General features: G+C 60.2%; 17 protein-coding genes. 7 read left to right on the top strand and 10 right to left on the bottom strand.

The window, feature by feature from the left end; genetic code table 11:
• Window positions 1–26 precede the first annotated feature (26 nt).
• The 6 genes from MRS74_RS07915 to MRS74_RS07890 form a co-directional block, all read right to left on the bottom strand.
• Window positions 27–347: a hypothetical protein gene (locus MRS74_RS07915; protein ID WP_254579737.1), complete on the bottom strand. Its 321-nt coding sequence runs from the start codon at window positions 345–347 to the stop codon at window positions 27–29.
• 94 nt (window positions 348–441) lie between these two features.
• The gene (locus tag MRS74_RS07910) at window positions 442–621 is read right to left on the bottom strand and encodes a hypothetical protein (protein WP_254579736.1); all 180 of its coding nucleotides are present in this window, start codon (window positions 619–621) and stop codon (window positions 442–444) included.
• Window positions 622–1,144: 523 nt separating this feature from the next.
• Entirely contained in the window at window positions 1,145–1,990 is an 846-nt protein-coding gene (locus MRS74_RS07905; RefSeq protein ID WP_254579735.1) for a transglutaminase family protein, read from the bottom strand.
• A 53-nt stretch (window positions 1,991–2,043) separates the two neighbouring features.
• On the bottom strand, window positions 2,044–2,298 hold the full coding sequence (locus tag MRS74_RS07900; protein ID WP_254579734.1) for a hypothetical protein: 255 nt from the start codon (window positions 2,296–2,298) through the stop codon (window positions 2,044–2,046).
• Window positions 2,299–2,345: 47 nt separating this feature from the next.
• Window positions 2,346–2,525, bottom strand: coding sequence for a hypothetical protein (locus MRS74_RS07895; RefSeq protein ID WP_254579733.1), 180 nt, complete (start codon window positions 2,523–2,525; stop codon window positions 2,346–2,348).
• A gap of 82 nt (window positions 2,526–2,607) precedes the next feature.
• Window positions 2,608–3,165 carry an outer membrane lipoprotein gene (locus tag MRS74_RS07890; RefSeq protein WP_254579732.1) on the bottom strand — a complete coding sequence of 186 codons (558 nt, stop codon included), beginning with the start codon at window positions 3,163–3,165 and terminating at the stop codon, window positions 2,608–2,610.
• A 379-nt stretch (window positions 3,166–3,544) separates the two neighbouring features.
• On the opposite strand from MRS74_RS07890, the gene MRS74_RS07885 reads away from it, so the two are divergent.
• The 3 genes from MRS74_RS07885 (at window position 3,545) to MRS74_RS07875 (ending at window position 5,038) form a co-directional block, all read left to right on the top strand.
• The gene (locus tag MRS74_RS07885) at window positions 3,545–4,258 is read left to right on the top strand and encodes a Crp/Fnr family transcriptional regulator (RefSeq protein WP_254579731.1); all 714 of its coding nucleotides are present in this window, start codon (window positions 3,545–3,547) and stop codon (window positions 4,256–4,258) included.
• Between the two features lie 242 nt (window positions 4,259–4,500).
• Window positions 4,501–4,812: a BON domain-containing protein gene (locus MRS74_RS07880; protein WP_254579730.1), complete on the top strand. Its 312-nt coding sequence runs from the start codon at window positions 4,501–4,503 to the stop codon at window positions 4,810–4,812.
• A 61-nt stretch (window positions 4,813–4,873) separates the two neighbouring features.
• Window positions 4,874–5,038 (top strand): DUF1328 domain-containing protein, encoded by a 165-nt coding sequence (locus MRS74_RS07875; RefSeq protein ID WP_254579729.1) that lies wholly within the window; start codon window positions 4,874–4,876, stop codon window positions 5,036–5,038.
• A gap of 243 nt (window positions 5,039–5,281) precedes the next feature.
• Here MRS74_RS07875 and MRS74_RS07870 read toward each other — a convergent pair whose 3' ends face one another.
• Window positions 5,282–5,500, bottom strand: a complete 219-nt coding sequence (locus tag MRS74_RS07870) for a YMGG-like glycine zipper-containing protein (protein ID WP_254579728.1) — start codon at window positions 5,498–5,500, stop codon at window positions 5,282–5,284.
• Between the two features lie 311 nt (window positions 5,501–5,811).
• Between MRS74_RS07870 and MRS74_RS07865 the strand changes: the two genes are divergently transcribed.
• The 3 genes from MRS74_RS07865 (at window position 5,812) to ptsP (ending at window position 10,348) form a co-directional block, all read left to right on the top strand.
• Window positions 5,812–6,531 (top strand): Crp/Fnr family transcriptional regulator, encoded by a 720-nt coding sequence (locus MRS74_RS07865; protein ID WP_254579727.1) that lies wholly within the window; start codon window positions 5,812–5,814, stop codon window positions 6,529–6,531.
• 162 nt (window positions 6,532–6,693) lie between these two features.
• Window positions 6,694–7,752 (top strand): PA0069 family radical SAM protein, encoded by a 1,059-nt coding sequence (locus MRS74_RS07860; protein ID WP_254579726.1) that lies wholly within the window; start codon window positions 6,694–6,696, stop codon window positions 7,750–7,752.
• A 199-nt stretch (window positions 7,753–7,951) separates the two neighbouring features.
• Window positions 7,952–10,348 (top strand): phosphoenolpyruvate--protein phosphotransferase, encoded by a 2,397-nt coding sequence (ptsP, locus tag MRS74_RS07855; protein WP_254579725.1) that lies wholly within the window; start codon window positions 7,952–7,954, stop codon window positions 10,346–10,348.
• A 200-nt stretch (window positions 10,349–10,548) separates the two neighbouring features.
• Here the strand turns inward: ptsP and MRS74_RS07850 are convergent, their stop codons facing one another.
• Window positions 10,549–12,183 carry an FMN-binding glutamate synthase family protein gene (locus MRS74_RS07850; protein ID WP_254579724.1) on the bottom strand — a complete coding sequence of 545 codons (1,635 nt, stop codon included), beginning with the start codon at window positions 12,181–12,183 and terminating at the stop codon, window positions 10,549–10,551.
• Between the two features lie 252 nt (window positions 12,184–12,435).
• On the opposite strand from MRS74_RS07850, the gene corA reads away from it, so the two are divergent.
• Window positions 12,436–13,524, top strand: coding sequence for a magnesium/cobalt transporter CorA (gene corA, locus MRS74_RS07845; RefSeq protein ID WP_254579723.1), 1,089 nt, complete (start codon window positions 12,436–12,438; stop codon window positions 13,522–13,524).
• 51 nt (window positions 13,525–13,575) lie between these two features.
• On the opposite strand, the gene MRS74_RS07840 is transcribed toward corA, so the two are convergent.
• The gene (locus MRS74_RS07840) at window positions 13,576–14,481 is read right to left on the bottom strand and encodes a LysR family transcriptional regulator (protein WP_254579722.1); all 906 of its coding nucleotides are present in this window, start codon (window positions 14,479–14,481) and stop codon (window positions 13,576–13,578) included.
• Between the two features lie 12 nt (window positions 14,482–14,493).
• The gene (locus tag MRS74_RS07835) at window positions 14,494–15,411 is read right to left on the bottom strand and encodes a LysR family transcriptional regulator (protein ID WP_254579721.1); all 918 of its coding nucleotides are present in this window, start codon (window positions 15,409–15,411) and stop codon (window positions 14,494–14,496) included.
• Window positions 15,412–15,431: the final 20 nt, after the last annotated feature.

Below are 15,431 nucleotides of genomic sequence, written 5' to 3'. Positions count from 1 at the left end.
CCGGCACTCTGTGGAATAACCGTTTTTCAAGGCAGCGGCGCAACGATGCTGAAGATAACGGCGCCCACAAAGATCGAGAGCGCGTTCTGGGAAATATAGTCGGAAATGACCAGCGAATAGGCGTGCAGCCTTGCATTGCTGCTGGCTGACGCCCAGGCGGACACCATCGATGCGATGGCAAGGGTGGCAATATCAGCAGCATGCTGGCCGATATAATGCAGAGCAACGTCTCGATCGAAGCCTGGATGATCGAAGGATTCAGCCGGCCGATGCCATGATCGTCCGCCGCCTTTGCTGGAAACACGGCGGCGACGGACAACACAGCGACATTGAATGGCCGATCCCACAGCCGCTCCCGGATGCAATGAATAAGACACTTCAGTCGATCACCCATGACAACAGCCCCGTGGCTGGTCAGTGGCCAGGCACTCCTCGGCCATGCTATTTGGCCGCCTCCTTGATATCTTCGCCGGTCTGTTCAAGCTGATCGCCGGCGTCCTGCATCGCCTTGTCGACCTCCTTGCCGGCATGTTCCACCGGTCCTTCCTTCTCGCAGCCAGACAATGCTGCCAGCAGCGCTGCCGTGAACAGCAGCGTGCCAACGGTCTTGAGCCCTTTCATGATCCATGCCTCCGGTTGATGCGGACCCGGCCGCTTACTCGAAAGCCGGGGTTGTGTTCCGCGTGCGTAACGATGTTATCGACCGAACAGAGATTCCATGCCCCGGTGCCGTGTACATGCCCGCTCCATCCGGGAGCCTGCGTCGATCATCATGACCATCATCGCCCACTTTCAGGAGGGGCTTCTGTACGCTAGCGCTCATAGGCGCGCACTGAATCAAAGGAACTCGAACTTTGCCTCGCCGACGGGCTCCGACACGCCGTGCCCACTCACAGCCGGACCGAAGCGGCCAGCGACAGGAGCGATCGGTTTACTGACCACTTTCGATCCAGGGCGGCACCACCCGCCGGGTCCGCTTGCACGCTGCTCAACAGCCAGGTACCCATCCGGAGAATCGAACCATGATATCGGTGATTAAAATGACCAGTGACGCTGAAAATGTTTCCTGATTACCCATATAGTTCAGCCTGCTGGAATCCCAGGGTCATAAGCTCAATGCTGGTGCACCCGGCGGAATCACCGCTTATGGGTCCGAGACCTGGATCTGCACCGCGAAGTCGAGCACGCTTCTCGCGCCCCCACCGACAAAAATACCACTGACGGGCAGGGTATCGCGTGCGCGCGCCGCCGCCGCGATGGTCACATGCGTATCGGCGACCGCATAACCATGGGTCGGGTCGAATCCGCGCCAACCGGCACCCGGCAGATACACCTCCGGCCAGGCATGCAGATCCCGACGATCGCGCTGCAGGTTGCCTTTCTGATAGCCACTGGCAAAACGCGCCGCTATGCCCTCGGCCCGACAGCAGTCGACAAACAGGACCGCCAGATCGCGACAGGCGCCGCGCCGGCTCCGCAAGGTGAACGCCGGTGCCTGCGGCGCGCCTGAGTGACGACGGATCTGGGTAAATTCATCGTATAACTGCCGATTGAGGCGATCGAGAAATCGCAAGGTATCACGGTTGACACCCAGGCTGAGTTCCGCCGCAAAGGCGGTCACCGCGTCGTCCGCGCGACTGCGATCAAGGTAGGCCCTGGCGCAGATCGCATCTTGCTCGTGGTCGATCGGCAATAGCATTGATTCCGGCGCCAACTTGAAATCGAAAGCATTTTTGCGCAGTGTTTCGACCTGCATGTCGACCTCGATCTCGAAATGCTGGGTTTCGCCCTCAAACCAGACTTGAGTAACGCGATTGCCTTCCAGGTCGAGATGTTCATTCTGCCCGTGCGGTGCGGGACTGATGTTGAGCTGATGAGCGACGACGCGCTGCGAGCCGTCGCAGCGCGGGTAAAAGCGGAGCTGTTGCGGGCTCAGCCGCACGGGTTGAGAATAGTTATAGCGGGTGCGATGTTGGATGTTGAAAAGCAAGCAGGCGATCCTCGTCGGCAAATGATTGAAGATTTCCTGATTCCTGCTCAGGATCAGTCATGGAGGCGTTCGACCCGCACCGCCTGCGCCGTGGCAAAAGAGGCGGGGCCGAATTGATTGAAGACCGCGACATCGGCGGCATCCCGCCCGTAGCCAAGCACCACATACCCGCCTCTTAACGCTGGCTGCGTGGCATCGAAGGTATACCAGCGGCCGCCCACGTAGGCCTCGAACACAGCGATATTGAATGGCAGTTCCCACAGCCGCTCCCGGATGCAATGAATAAGACTCTTCAGTCGATCACCCATGACAACAGCCCCGTGGCTGGCCAGTGGCCAGGCACCCGTCAGTCATGCTATTTGGCCGCCTCCTTGATATCTTCGCCGGTCTGTTCAAGCTGATCGCCGGCGTCCTGCATCGCCTTGTCGATCTCCTTGCCGGCATGTTCCGCCGGTCCTTCCTTCTCGCAGCCAGACAATGCTGCCAGCAGCGCTGCCGTGAACAGCAGCGTGCCGAGGGTCTTGAGCCCTTTCATGATCCATGCCTCCGGTTGATTCGGTGTACGACAGCTGACCTGCGAACCCTTGCGGGCAACTTCATGCCGGCCACCCGCCCTGTCAGTAACGTTCCATCATGCCATTGCTGATTCTGACCCGGTCACCCACGCGCAGGTCGGGGTTGTTGCTCAGCAGCAGCGTTTGAGTGGAACCGTTCTCCATGCGCACGCGGACGCTGTATACATCGGCGGTCTGCGTTTGTTGCCGGTTTTCCAGTTCATGGCCAATATAGGCACCGCCGGCCGCACCGATGATCGACGCCGCTGTGCTGCCGTGGCCGGACCCCACCTGGCTTCCGACCACACCCCCGACAACGGCGCCGGCGATGGTGCCTATACCCACACCACCGTTGCCACTGCTCTCCTGTCGCACGAGCTCAATGGACTGCACGACACCGTACCCCGAATAGATAGTCTGATTGCCGTTGCCGTAATCGGATGACCTGTTGTCGGAAGATCTGTAGTCGGATCGGCCGTAATCAGATCGGCCGTAATCGGATCTGTGGTCGGATGTGCCGTAATCGGAATTGCTGGACGGGTTGTTCATGTTTTCACAGCCGCCCAGCGTCAGCACCGTCAGCAGCGCCAGCCCCGAACCGAATCCATACATCAATTTCATGACAAGTCTCCTGCCTAACGTGAAGAGGGTGCAAGCCCTGGAGGCCGGCATCGCAGTCGTTCCGACGAGCCGTTGCGCCCGCGCAACGATGATGGCCACCGAACAGGGATTCAATGCCCCGATACCGTGTGCATGACCGTTCGATCCGAGCGTCCGGGTCTATCGTCATGACTATCATCGCCCACTTTCAGGAGAGGCTTCTGTGCGCTAACGCTCATAGCGGCCAAATGCCGGAGCCCTATGTGCGCTAGCGCCCAGACAGGCTACCGCTTTAGTTTCAAGCTGCAGTGGATGCATCAGCGTCAAGGGGCCATATCGGCGTGACATATAGACCGCAGCCGATACCGCTTACAGAATTTCCCTCACCAGGAAAACCATTGTGCCGATTACGAAACCTGTGCCTGCCGTCAACCGACTGATCGCGGGTTTGCCTGACACTGAACGACAGCGTTTTCTCGCTAATTGCGAGCAAGTCACGCTGAACTTCGACGAGGTTCTGGCTAAACCTGGCACGCCCCTGCTTTATGTCTACTTTCCGACGCAAAGCTTCATTTCCCTGACGACAACAATGAACGGGGCCACCCGCCTGGGGGTGATGCTGATCGGGGAGGAAGGGATGCTGGGCATCTCGCTGATACTGGGCCTGAATCTGTCGTCTCTGCATGCCAGCGTACTGGGGCCGGGCCAGGCGCTGCGCATGGAGACCGCGCAGTTTTGCCGCGAACTCGAACTCAGCTTCGCCTGGCGCAGACTGCTGAAACGCTACCTCTATGTAATGATGGGCCAGCTGGCGCAGACTGCGGCCTGCAACCGCTTTCATCTGCTGGAGGCCCGTCTTGCCCGCTGGCTGCTGATGGCACAGGATCGGGCACAGTCGGACCGTTTTCATGTCACCCACGAATTCCTGGCCCTGATTCTGGGCGTACGTCGTGTCGGCATCACCAAGGCCGCCAGCACGCTGCAAAAACGCAAACTGATCCGCTACCGCCGCGGAGATATCAGGATTCTCGACCGCGCCGGTCTGGAGGCGTCAGCCTGCAGCTGTTTTTGTAGCGACAATTCGCTTTACAGCCTGATCATGCAAGCGTCCTGATCGCACTTCGACTTCGACCTCGACGTTGATCACCGCCCTGCGTTGCGGGGCAGGCGGCGGTGATGGCCGCCATGTTCAGTGGCCGGGCGGCAACGAAGTGACGCAATGTGCGTTTGCGCACAGACGCCGACGCCGGATTAAACGACCATCAGGATGACGAGGGCGCGTACGTCTGTACCTGCTGCTCGCCCAGCTGTCGAAAGCTGACCAGACTGACCCCTGACTATCCGGAGTACCAGATCATGCCATTACTGAAACGTTTTCCCGCCTTTTTCATGGTTGCCATATTGGCCCTGCTCGTAGGCTGCGCATCCACCGCCCGGCAGGAAGGAACCGGCGAGTATATCGACGACACTGTCATGACCTCCAAAGTCAAGGCGGCAATCTTCAATGAACCCACACTGAAATCCGCCGAGATCAACGTCGAGACCTTCAAGGGCGTGGTGCAACTGAGCGGTTTCGTCAGCTCACAGGCCGATATCAACAAGACGGTCGAGTTGGCCCGCCACGTCGAGGGCGTAACATCGGTCAAAAACGACATGCGAATCAAGTAACGGCAGCATGGCTCCGGTTTGCATCCCGGCCCGCTGAACGCAACAGAGGAGATAAAAGCAGATGCTGTACTATGCCGTGGTATTTTTCATTGTCGCCCTTGTCGCCGGGATACTGGGATTCACCGGTATCGCAGCCGGCGCCGTCGAAATTGCCAAAATCCTGTTTCTGATTTTTATCGTGCTCTTTGTCATTTCACTGGTCATGGGCCTGAGCCGGCGCCGGTAAACTAGGGCCAGTGAAACCTGCCGGTGATAAGGAGCCCCGCCAGCGCCAAGAGGCCGCGGGCAATGGCTGCCTGACGCCATGACCGAGCAGATAGATTTCCTTAGCACCCGGCAAGACCCAAAAAACCGGCGCCCTTTAACAGGGAGCCGGTTTTTTTTGTGCCTGAGGCGCTCTTGCGGCGCCGACGTAAAAAAGCCGCGCCCGCTCAAAGCGGCGGGCGCGGCAAACCTAAATGAACTAACCCTAGTTGGGATCGATTTCGTGACCGATGATGCCGCCAACTGCGGCACCACCCACGGTACCTACGGCGCTGCCACCGGTCAGTACGGCACCGCCGACGGCGCCGACTCCGGCACCTACGGCGGTATTGGAGTCCCGCTGCGACATGCCGGAACAAGCCGCCAGACCGAGCAACATAGCTGCGACCAGGGCGCAACGTGCGATATTCTGTAGCGTTTTCATGGAATGACCTCTCTCAGTGGCTGTACCGGACAGGCCGTTAAGGCTTCCACAACCCCGTTACCAGGGCAGTTTCCAATTCCAACGCCGATCCTTGACTCCATCATGTCGCGGTTGGAAGAAAAGTTCTGTACGCTAACGCTCATAGTGCGTATTGCCTCGGCCACTGCGGCCACAATCGGTGGCCTGGCCTGGCCTGGCCAGGCCAGGCCAGGCCAGGCTTACTATACTAACAATGGTACGTCAAGCATCGAAAAGGTCCTGTCAGCCAGAGGACTGTGAGCGTGATGTAAGACCGGAACAGGAGATCGGCCATGCTTCCCCTTGATGATCCACTCAATAATCATCTGCTCGCAGCCCTGTCGGCGGATGAATATGCCCGCTTCAGCCCACAGCTGGAAAGGGTCCCTTTGCCGCTCGGTCACGTGCTCTACGAGTCCGGCCACGAGTTGCGCCACGTGTATTTCCCGACCGACTCCATCGTTTCCCTGCTCTACGTCATGCTTGATGGCGCTTCGGCCGAAGTCGCCGTGGTCGGCAACGAGGGCATCATCGGCATCGCCCTGTTCATGGGCGGCGAAACCATGCCCAACCGCGCTGTCGTGCAGAGCGCCGGCCACGCCTACCGGCTGCCGGGACAACTGCTGAAGCAGGTATTCAATAATTCGATCGGACTGCAGCATCTGCTGCTGCGCTACACCCAGGCACTGCTGACCCAGATGGCGCAGACGGCGGTGTGCAACCGGCATCACTCGCTTGACCAGCAACTCTGCCGCTGGCTGCTGCTGAGCCGCGACCGGCTGTCGTCGGACGAACTGCTGATGACGCAGGAGCTGATCGCCAACATGCTCGGGGTACGCCGCGAAGGCGTCACCGAGGCCGCCGGAAAACTGCAGGAAGCCGGTCTGATCCGCTACCAGCGCGGCCACATCACCGTTCTGGACAGGGCCGGGCTGGAGGCCAGGGCCTGCGAGTGCTATGCGGTGGTCAAGCTCGAGTATGACCGCCTGCTGCCGGAGCTCAGCACTGCGTAATCCGGCCCCCGGGCCGAGCGCCTTGAATGGCATGCCGGTCTGCGCCTTACCCCTATGCCCACCTATGCCCCCCTGTGTCCTGCTGAACTGCGCAACAGGGATTCGCCTCCCCGACAAAATACTGTATATTTAAACAGTATTCATTTGCAGCAGCATTCCGCAATGTCCAATCCGCTCAAGGGCCGCGGCGCCCTCTCCAATCCCGCCAACCGCTTCGCGCCAAGCCACAGCGACATAGACCCTGTCGAGGATGGCGAAATGCCGGTGCGCATCGCTACTGTCCAGATCAACGAACGGCCGAAGACCATCATCAGCCGCAATCAGTCACCGGACGTGCCTTTCGAGCAGTCCATCAACCCCTACCGCGGCTGTGAGCATGGCTGTATCTACTGTTTCGCGCGCCCGAGCCACGCCTACTGGGACCTGTCACCCGGACTCGACTTTGAAACGCACATTATTGTCAAAGAAGGCGCGGCCGAACGGCTGGAGCTGGAGCTGCGGGCCAGGAACTACCGCTGCAGGCCCATTACCCTGGGTGCCAATACCGACCCCTACCAGCCGCTGGAACAGCACAGGCGCATAACCCGCGGCCTGCTGGAAGTGCTGGCGCGCTTTCGCCACCCCTTTACCATCATCACCAAGGGTGCGCTGATCAGCCGCGACCTGGATATCCTTGGCCCCATGGCCGAACAGGGACTCTGTTCGGTGATGGTCAGCATGACAACGCTGGACCCACAGCTCAAGCGAACGCTGGAACCCCGTGCCGCCGGCCCCCAGACCCGACTCAGTGCCATAGGCGCACTGACCGGCGCCGGCGTGCCGGTCGGGGTACTGCTGGCGCCGCTGATACCCATGATCAATGACCGGGAACTGGAAGCCATGCTCGAGGCCAGCGCAAAGGCCGGCGCAGGCTCCGCGGGCTACGTTTTCATTCGCCTGCCACTGGAGGTGGCAGACCTGTTCCGGGAATGGCTCGACTGCCATTATCCTGAGCGCGCCGAGCACGTCATGAGCCTTATCCAGCAAAGCAGAAACGGCGCCGCTTACGACAGCCGCTTTGGCACCAGGATGCGCGGCCAAGGCCTGTTCGCCGAGATGATCGCCCAGCGTTTTCGACTGGCCTGCAACAAGTTCGGCCTGCGCGCCGATCGCAGGTCTGCCCTGCGCACAGACCTGTTCAGCGTACCGCCCCAGGCCGGAGATCAACTGTCACTGCTGTAACGGGCCCTGCCGTAACGGCCACTGCGCATCAGTGGCCAGAGCGGTAATGGTCGTTTTATTAGATGGCGCCTAGCCAACAATGACAAGACCCCGCAGGCCCTATAAAGTGATTGCCATACAGTAACCTGGCCAGATGAGCCGCACCTGTGTTGTATCTGTGTGGTTGCGCCGGGCTCCTGATTCTCCAGAAGGAGCAATCATGTCGAACAAGACTCCACCGCAAAACACCCCTAACGCTGGCGCAGACAGCGACCGTAGCCCGGCAATCGGATCTCCCGCCTCCCGGGTACCTGCACGCAAAAGCGCTGGTGCCCTGAAGAAACTCACCGAACTGCACCAGATCATCCAGCAGGTCAGCCAGGCGGACTCGCTGGAGTCGGCGTTGCAGGCCATCGTCTCAGGCGTTCGCAATACCCTGCACACCGATGCCTGCGCGGTGTACCTGAGCGATCAGGCCCACAGTCATTATGTGCTCATGGCCAGCGAAGGGCTGAACGCCCAGGGTGCGGGCAAGTTGCACCTCAGACAGAGCACCGGCCTCGTGGGCTGGGTCGCCGAACGGCGGGAAGCTGTAAATGTGCGCAATGCGCCGGCACATCCGCGTTTTTGCCGTCTGCAGGGCACCGATGAGGAGGCTTACCACGGCTTTCTTGGCGTGCCCATTATTCACCGCCAGCAACTGCTGGGCGTGCTGGTCGCACAGCAGCTTGCACAGAGCCGCTTCAAAAAATCCGAACAGGCGTTTCTCGCCACCCTGGCTACACAGCTGGCCGGCACCATCGCGCTCTCCCTCAGTCAGAGCGCGTTGCAGGGCAGCGCCCCTGCACAGAGCCAGAGCCCAAGCCAGTACGAAGGCGGTGCCGGTGCGCCCGGCATCGCCATGGGAACCGGCGTGCTGGTGTTTTCAACGGTGGACCTGGACCAGGTACCGGATCGCACGGTTGAAGACAGCGAGGCCGAAATCGCGGCCTTGCAGGCAGCTGTCGATGGCGTGGCGGCGGATTTTGAGCTGCTGGCCGAACGCCTTGAACCCGGTCTCAGCGCAGAAGACCGGGCGCTGTTTCGCGCCTATGCGCTGATTGCCCGCAGCCAGGAGTTGTTCGACGCCACTGTGAACCGCATTCGTCACGGCAACTGGGCACCCGGAGCGCTGCGTGAAAGCATCCTGGAACATGTGCGCCTGTTTGAAGCCATGGACGACCCTTATCTGCGCGAGCGTGCCCACGATATCCGTGATATCGGCCACCGCCTGCTGGCCAGACTGCTACCGGGTGACGCTACCGGCAACACCGACTACCCGCCCCACACTATTCTAATTGGCGAGCATCTGAGCCCGGTGGATCTGGCCGCCGTACCGGCCGAACGTCTGGCCGGCGTAGTATCAGGCCACGGCTCGAGCCTCTCGCACCTGGCTATTCTGGCCCGCTCCATGGAGGTACCCGCCATCATGGGCATCACCGGTGACGTCGCGCTTGGGGAGCTCGATGGCACAAGCCTGATCGTGGACGGCTACCAGGGACGACTTTACCTGAACCCCGGCGAATCCCTGCAGAAGGACTTCAGGCGCGTGCAGCGTCAGGAGCAAAAGCTGTCTGAGGAACTGCAGAGCCTGCGGGACCTGCCCGCCGAAACCCTGGATGGCGTCCGCATGCCGCTCTATACCAACGCAGGGCTATTGTCGGACCTGAGCCATTCTCTGTCCCGGGGATCTGAGGGTATCGGACTCTATCGCACCGAGTTTCCCTTTATGGTGCGCAACAGCTTCCCCACCGAAGACGAACAGTACCTGCTCTACCGCCAGGTACTGGAAGCCTTTCACCCCCGCCCGGTGACGCTGCGCACCCTGGATATAGGCGGCGACAAGGCGCTGACCTACTTCCCGGTACAGGAAGCCAATCCCTATCTGGGCTGGCGTGGCATTCGCATCTCGCTGGACAACCCCGATATCTTTCTGACGCAGATTCGCGCCATGCTCAAGGCCAACGCAGGCCTGGGCAACCTGCGTCTGCTGCTGCCGATGATCAGCCGCGTCGAGGATCTGGATGAGGCCATAGTACTGATCAACGGCGCCTGCCATGAGTTACAGAACCAGCAGGACGATATAATGGTGCCACCGCTGGGGGTCATGATCGAGGTACCCGCCGCGGTCTATCAGGCCCAGGAGCTGGCCCGGCGGGTGGAGTTTCTCTGTGTGGGCACCAATGACCTGACCCAGTATCTGCTGGCGGTGGATCGCAACAACGAACGCGTGGCGCGCTGGTTTGATGCGCTGCATCCTGCGGTCATACGGGCGCTGATTCAGGTGACAGACGCCGCCAGACGGCATGGCAAGCCGGTTTGTGTCTGCGGCGAGGCGGCAGGCGACCCAGCCGTGGCACTGCTGCTATTGGGACTCGGGGTTGAAAGTCTGAGCCTGAGTTCGGGGGACCTGCCGCGCATCAAATGGGTGATCCGCTCCTTCAGCCGCGATCAGGGCCAGGAACTGCTCAGCCTGGCACTGGCGCAGGAACAGGCCACCAGCATTCGGGCCCTGCTGCTGCAGGCGCTGACTACGGCGGGACTGGGCGCCCTGGTGCATCCGGGTACCCCCCGGTAACAGGGTGAGTAACAAGCCGGTAGCAGCCTGTCGGGCTTGGCCGGTCGTAACGAGGGAAAGACCGATTTGAGTTAGTTTTTGAGTTCTTTTGAGGCAAATAGTGGTTCTATTTAACAAAAAAGAGCTCGAAAAATGACCAAATTCGGCTTTTCCACAGTAGACCAGTGTTAAGTCCGACAGGCTGCTAGGCCTGCCGACATTCAGGTTTCAGCTTCAGGCCCGGTCGATTGCAATGGCTGAAAACTGTCGGGCGTCGCGGCAGCCCACCAGTGTGCATAGGGCGTCGACTCGGGGTCATCCAGCAGAATCCGGTGCTCCAGAAAGTCCTTGATTTTGTCCATCGTCGCAATCGTATTGGGCCCGGTGCGGTGATGAAGATGGTGCGGGCGCAGAAACCTCGGGTGCTCCAGTCCAGCAGCCCCGACCAGTTCACCAAGGCGCGTCAGCGTATTGCGGTGATAGTTGGCGACCCGCAGATACTTGTCCTCCACCACCAGCCCGCGCTGCCGGTGTGGATCCTGGGTAGCAACACCAGTGGGGCACTTGTCGGTATGGCACTTCTTCGACATCACGCACCCCAGGGTAAACATGAAAGCCCGGGCGGCATTGCACCAGTCGGCGCCCAGCGCCAGATTGCGGGCTATCGAAAACGCGCTGTATACCTTGCCGCTGGCAGCGATCCTGATATCACTTCGCAGCCCGGTGCCGACCAGCGCATTGCGGGTCATAACAAGGCCCTCGTGCAGGGGCATGCCCATGTGATCGGAAAACTCTTCCGGCGCCGCGCCCGTGCCACCTTCAGCGCCGTCGACCACGATAAAGTCCACCAGAACACCGGTTTTGAGCATCGCCTTGCAGATAGCAAACAGCTCCCAGGGATGGCCGATACAGAGCTTGATGCCCACGGGTTTTCCGCCTGAAAGCTCGCGCAGCAGCGACACGAACTCAAGCAGCTCCAGCGGCGTGGAAAACGCGCTGTGGAATGCCGGCGAGACACACTCAACGCCCACGGGCACCCGTCGGGCACGGGCGATTTCCGCGGTCACCTTTTCCCCCGGCAAGACGCCGCCGTGGCCGGGCTTGGCGCCCTGGCTCAGCTTGATCTCGATCATTTTCACCTGCTCGCGCTGCGCTTCCCGGGAAAACAGCTCGGCATCGAAGCCGCCATCGTTGTCACGACAGCCGAAATAGCCGGTGCCGATTTCCCACACCAGATCGCCACCGTGGAGGCGATGGTAGGGACTGACGCCCCCCTCGCCGGTATCCTGATAAAAGCCGCCGCTGCGCGCGCCCTTGTTGAGCGCCTCGATCGCCTTGCCACCCAGCGCGCCAAAGCTCATCGCCGAAATATTCAGCAATGAGGCATCATAGGGCTTGCGGCACTGCGGACCGCCGATACAAATGCGAAAATCGGTATCCTCAATCTTCCGCGCCGCGATGGAGTGGGTCATCAGTTCGTACTGATTGTCATACACATCGAAAACGGTGCCGAAGGGCTGGGAATCCACCGTATCCTTGGCACGCTCATAGACCAGTGAGCGCTGTTCGCGATTGTAGGGTCGCCCGCTCAGGTCGCTTTCGCCGATATACTGACGCACATAGGGGCGGACAGCTTCGAAAACCCAGCGCGTATGGGCCACCAGAGGATAATTGCGCAGCAGGGTATGCCGGGACTGCACGACGTCCCACACACCCAGCAGGGAAAGCGGTACCAGCATCAGCAGCCAAAAGGCTCGTTCGGTGTCGAATGCACTTGTGACCGCAACCAGGGTGGTGAGCAATAACACCAGTAAAAAGGTGCCATAGCGAACGATCAGGTCGTAGATTGCCTTCATCAGAATTCACCGTTGCTGCCGGACAGAATGAATTGACCTGCCCGACAGCCAGGATACAGGGCATTACCGACAAGTCTGGCACAGATGGCCCGCTCCGGGAGGCTGAACCTCAGCCTGAGGCACCTTGATGTCAGCGCCTGTAGTGTTGCAGTCACATGGCGCTCGCGGGCCCATTTCCCGGATTGACTTGAATGCAGTACCGCCAGGCAGGCATTATCATCGAGCCGATGGCTTTGAAAGGACAGCAGTGCCATGACCATGATCAAACTTGCGGTCGCAGAGGCCCCGATCAACAAGAGAACCAAGCAGCCAGGCCTGTCGCCGGGCACACCGGTCTTTGTCGGTGAGCGCAAGGTGGACGAAGTTCGCATCCACGTGATGGACTACGACAAACAGCGGCTGGATGAGTATTTTGAAACAAGTCTGGAGGAATGCGCACGGCTAAAGGCATTTGACAGCGTCACCTGGATCAACATCAGCGGGATCCACGACGTCGAAATGATCATAGAACTTGGCGAGACCTTCGGACTGCACCCGCTAACACTGGAAGACATCGTCAATACGACCCAGCGACCCAAGGCTGAGGATTTCGATGACTATATATTCATGGCGCTGAAGCTATTGCAGTATGACACTGTCAACAACACCATCGAAACCGAACACGCCAGCCTGATTCTCGGTCATGGCTATGTCCTGACCTTCCTGGAAGATTCCCAGGACATGTTTGATACGGTGCGAGAGCGTTTGCGCCAGGGAAAGGGTCGCATGCGGGGCCTGGGCGCGGACTACCTCTGTTATGCACTGGCTGATGCGATGGTTGACCACTATTTTACCGCACTGGAACAGTTCGGCGATTATATCGAGATACTCGACGAGGCCATCCTGGACTCGCCTCAGGCGCAGCACATGCAGGAGATTCACCGCCTCAAGCGTGAAGCTATACGCGTGCGCAAGGCCGTCTGGCCGCTACGCGAAGAAGTCAGTTACCTCGACAAGATCGACTCGCCCCTGATAACGCCTCAGACCCGGTTATTCCTGCGCGACCTGTATGACCATATCATCCAGTCGATCGATATGGTGGAGGGGTACCGGGACATTCTGGGCAGTCTGCACGACACCTGTTTGTCGACGGTCAGCAACCGCATGAACGAAATCATGAAAGTACTGACCATCATCGCCACCATATTCATCCCACTGACCTTTATTGTCGGTGTCTACGGGATGAACTTCGCAAACATGCCGGAGCTCAGGTGGGGCTGGGGCTATTTCCTGGTGTGGGGTCTGATGATCCTGATCGTGCTGGGCATGATGATTCAGTTCAAACGCCGCGGCTGGTGGTAGCGCCAAATCGGCTACTGCCGGATCATGTCCGGCAGCAGTAAAGGCAGGCTCCTAGCGCGGCGCTCGGATCGGAGTACTGGCGCCGGCACTGGTGATAGAATCAATCAGCCAGCGAAAGGCCTGACCCGGTGCCCGATCACTGCTCCAGATCAGATCCACCCCGGTCTGGATATCCACCTGCTGAAACGCCAGCGGCAACTGCCGGACCTCCTGTCGCTCCAGCGCTTTGTGCACAAAATGGCGCGGCAGATAGGCCCAGCCAAAGCCTTCTCGCACCAGCGCCAGAATGCCGTACTGGCTTTCCACCCGCCAGTTGCGCCCGCCCCGAAGCTCGGGCTGGCGGCTGAAGTGCATCGACCTTGTGGTCGCCATGAGCTGGCGATACTGCTCCAGGTCCGCCAGGCGCACGCACTCCAGCGCCGCCAATGGATGGGTGGGGCCGGCCAGGGCTATGACGTCCACATGACCGATACCCTTGAAATGAAAGCCGCGGGGATAAAACTCCTGCTCGAACATCACGCCCAGATCGACCCGCCCGCTGCTAACCAGTTCCGCCACATCGCTGCTGGTGGGGTTCAGCAGCTCCAGCTCCAGATGGGGGAATCTCTGCTCGAACCCTTTGAGCGTCTGTACCAGGGATTCAAGGGGAATGGCCGCGTCCACCGCCAGCGTCAGGCGGGATTCAAGCCCCTGACTCAGGGCCGCTGCACTGCTGCGCATCTCGTTACAGCGGTGCAGAATGGCCTCGGCATCGGCCAGCAGTGCCTGCCCCTGGGGCGTCAGTACCGGGCTGCGGGCACTGCGATCGAACAGCGTCACGCCGCAGTCGATCTCCAGGTGGTTAACGGCCACGCTGACCACCGACTGCGCCTTGCGCAGATGTCGCGCCGCCGCCGAGAAGGAGCCTTCCTGGGCCGTGGCCACAAAGGCCTGCAACTGTTCGATACTGAATCCCATCTCAGCTCCCGATCATGCCGTATGCCCGAAGGCCTGCAATTGTGTCCTGAGCCAGCGGATGGCGCCGTCCCGCGTGTATAACGGATGCTGGACCAGCGTCATCTCCGGTTTCGGCATGCCCGGCGGCGCCTCGACCAGTCGCACCGGCAGCAAGGTGCAGAACAGCGCAGCCATCTGCCGGGGCAGCGTCAGCACCGCATCGGTCAAGGCCACCGCCCGCGCCGCCGCCATGTAGTTTAGATTGCGCGACAGCAGCCGCCGGCCGAGCCCCTGGCGCGCCAGCCACTGATCCACCCCTTCGGGATTTCCGGCGCCAATATGGGACAGGCCGATCTGGGGCAAACGGACAAAATCGTCCAGGCTGAGCGAATTCCCAATCGCTGTGTTGGATATCGCCACCAGACAGACAAGCTCCTCGGTAATCCAGGGATCACGCACCAGTATCGCAGGGATCTCGACGTCCGCCTCGAGCCCCACGACCAGGTCGACATCACCGTTTTCGAGCCCCTTTCGCAGTACCGCCTCGCTGATCAGCTCGATCTCAAACTCCACATGCGGGGCCCGCTGCTGAACGTCCGCCAGAAACGCCGGGTAAAGCAGCTCCTCGAAATAATCGCTGGTGGCGATGACAAAACGGCGCCGGCTCGTCGCCGGGTCGAATTCGGGCGGCGGCGCCAGGCTCTGATCAATCAGCTTCAGTGCCTGCTGCACGCCCGGCAACAAGGCACGCGCCCGCGGCGTTGGCTGCATGCCGCTGTCGGTCTTCACCAGCAGCGGGTCATCCAGCACATCACGCAAGCGCTTCAACGCATGACTCACCGCCGGCTGGCTCAGGAAGACCTTTTCAGCCGCCCGGGTGACATGACATTCGGTGATCAGGGCATCGAATATCACCAGCAGGTTGAGATCGAATTGACGCAATGACTGCATAAAAACCAAAACCTTGAACA

The sequence above is a fragment of the Marinobacterium sedimentorum genome (assembly GCF_024267675.1).
Classification (GTDB): domain Bacteria; phylum Pseudomonadota; class Gammaproteobacteria; order Pseudomonadales; family Balneatricaceae; genus Marinobacterium_A; species Marinobacterium_A sedimentorum.
The sequence above is the reverse complement of the archived record's forward strand: the minus strand, read 5'-3'. Positions and strand labels throughout refer to the sequence as shown.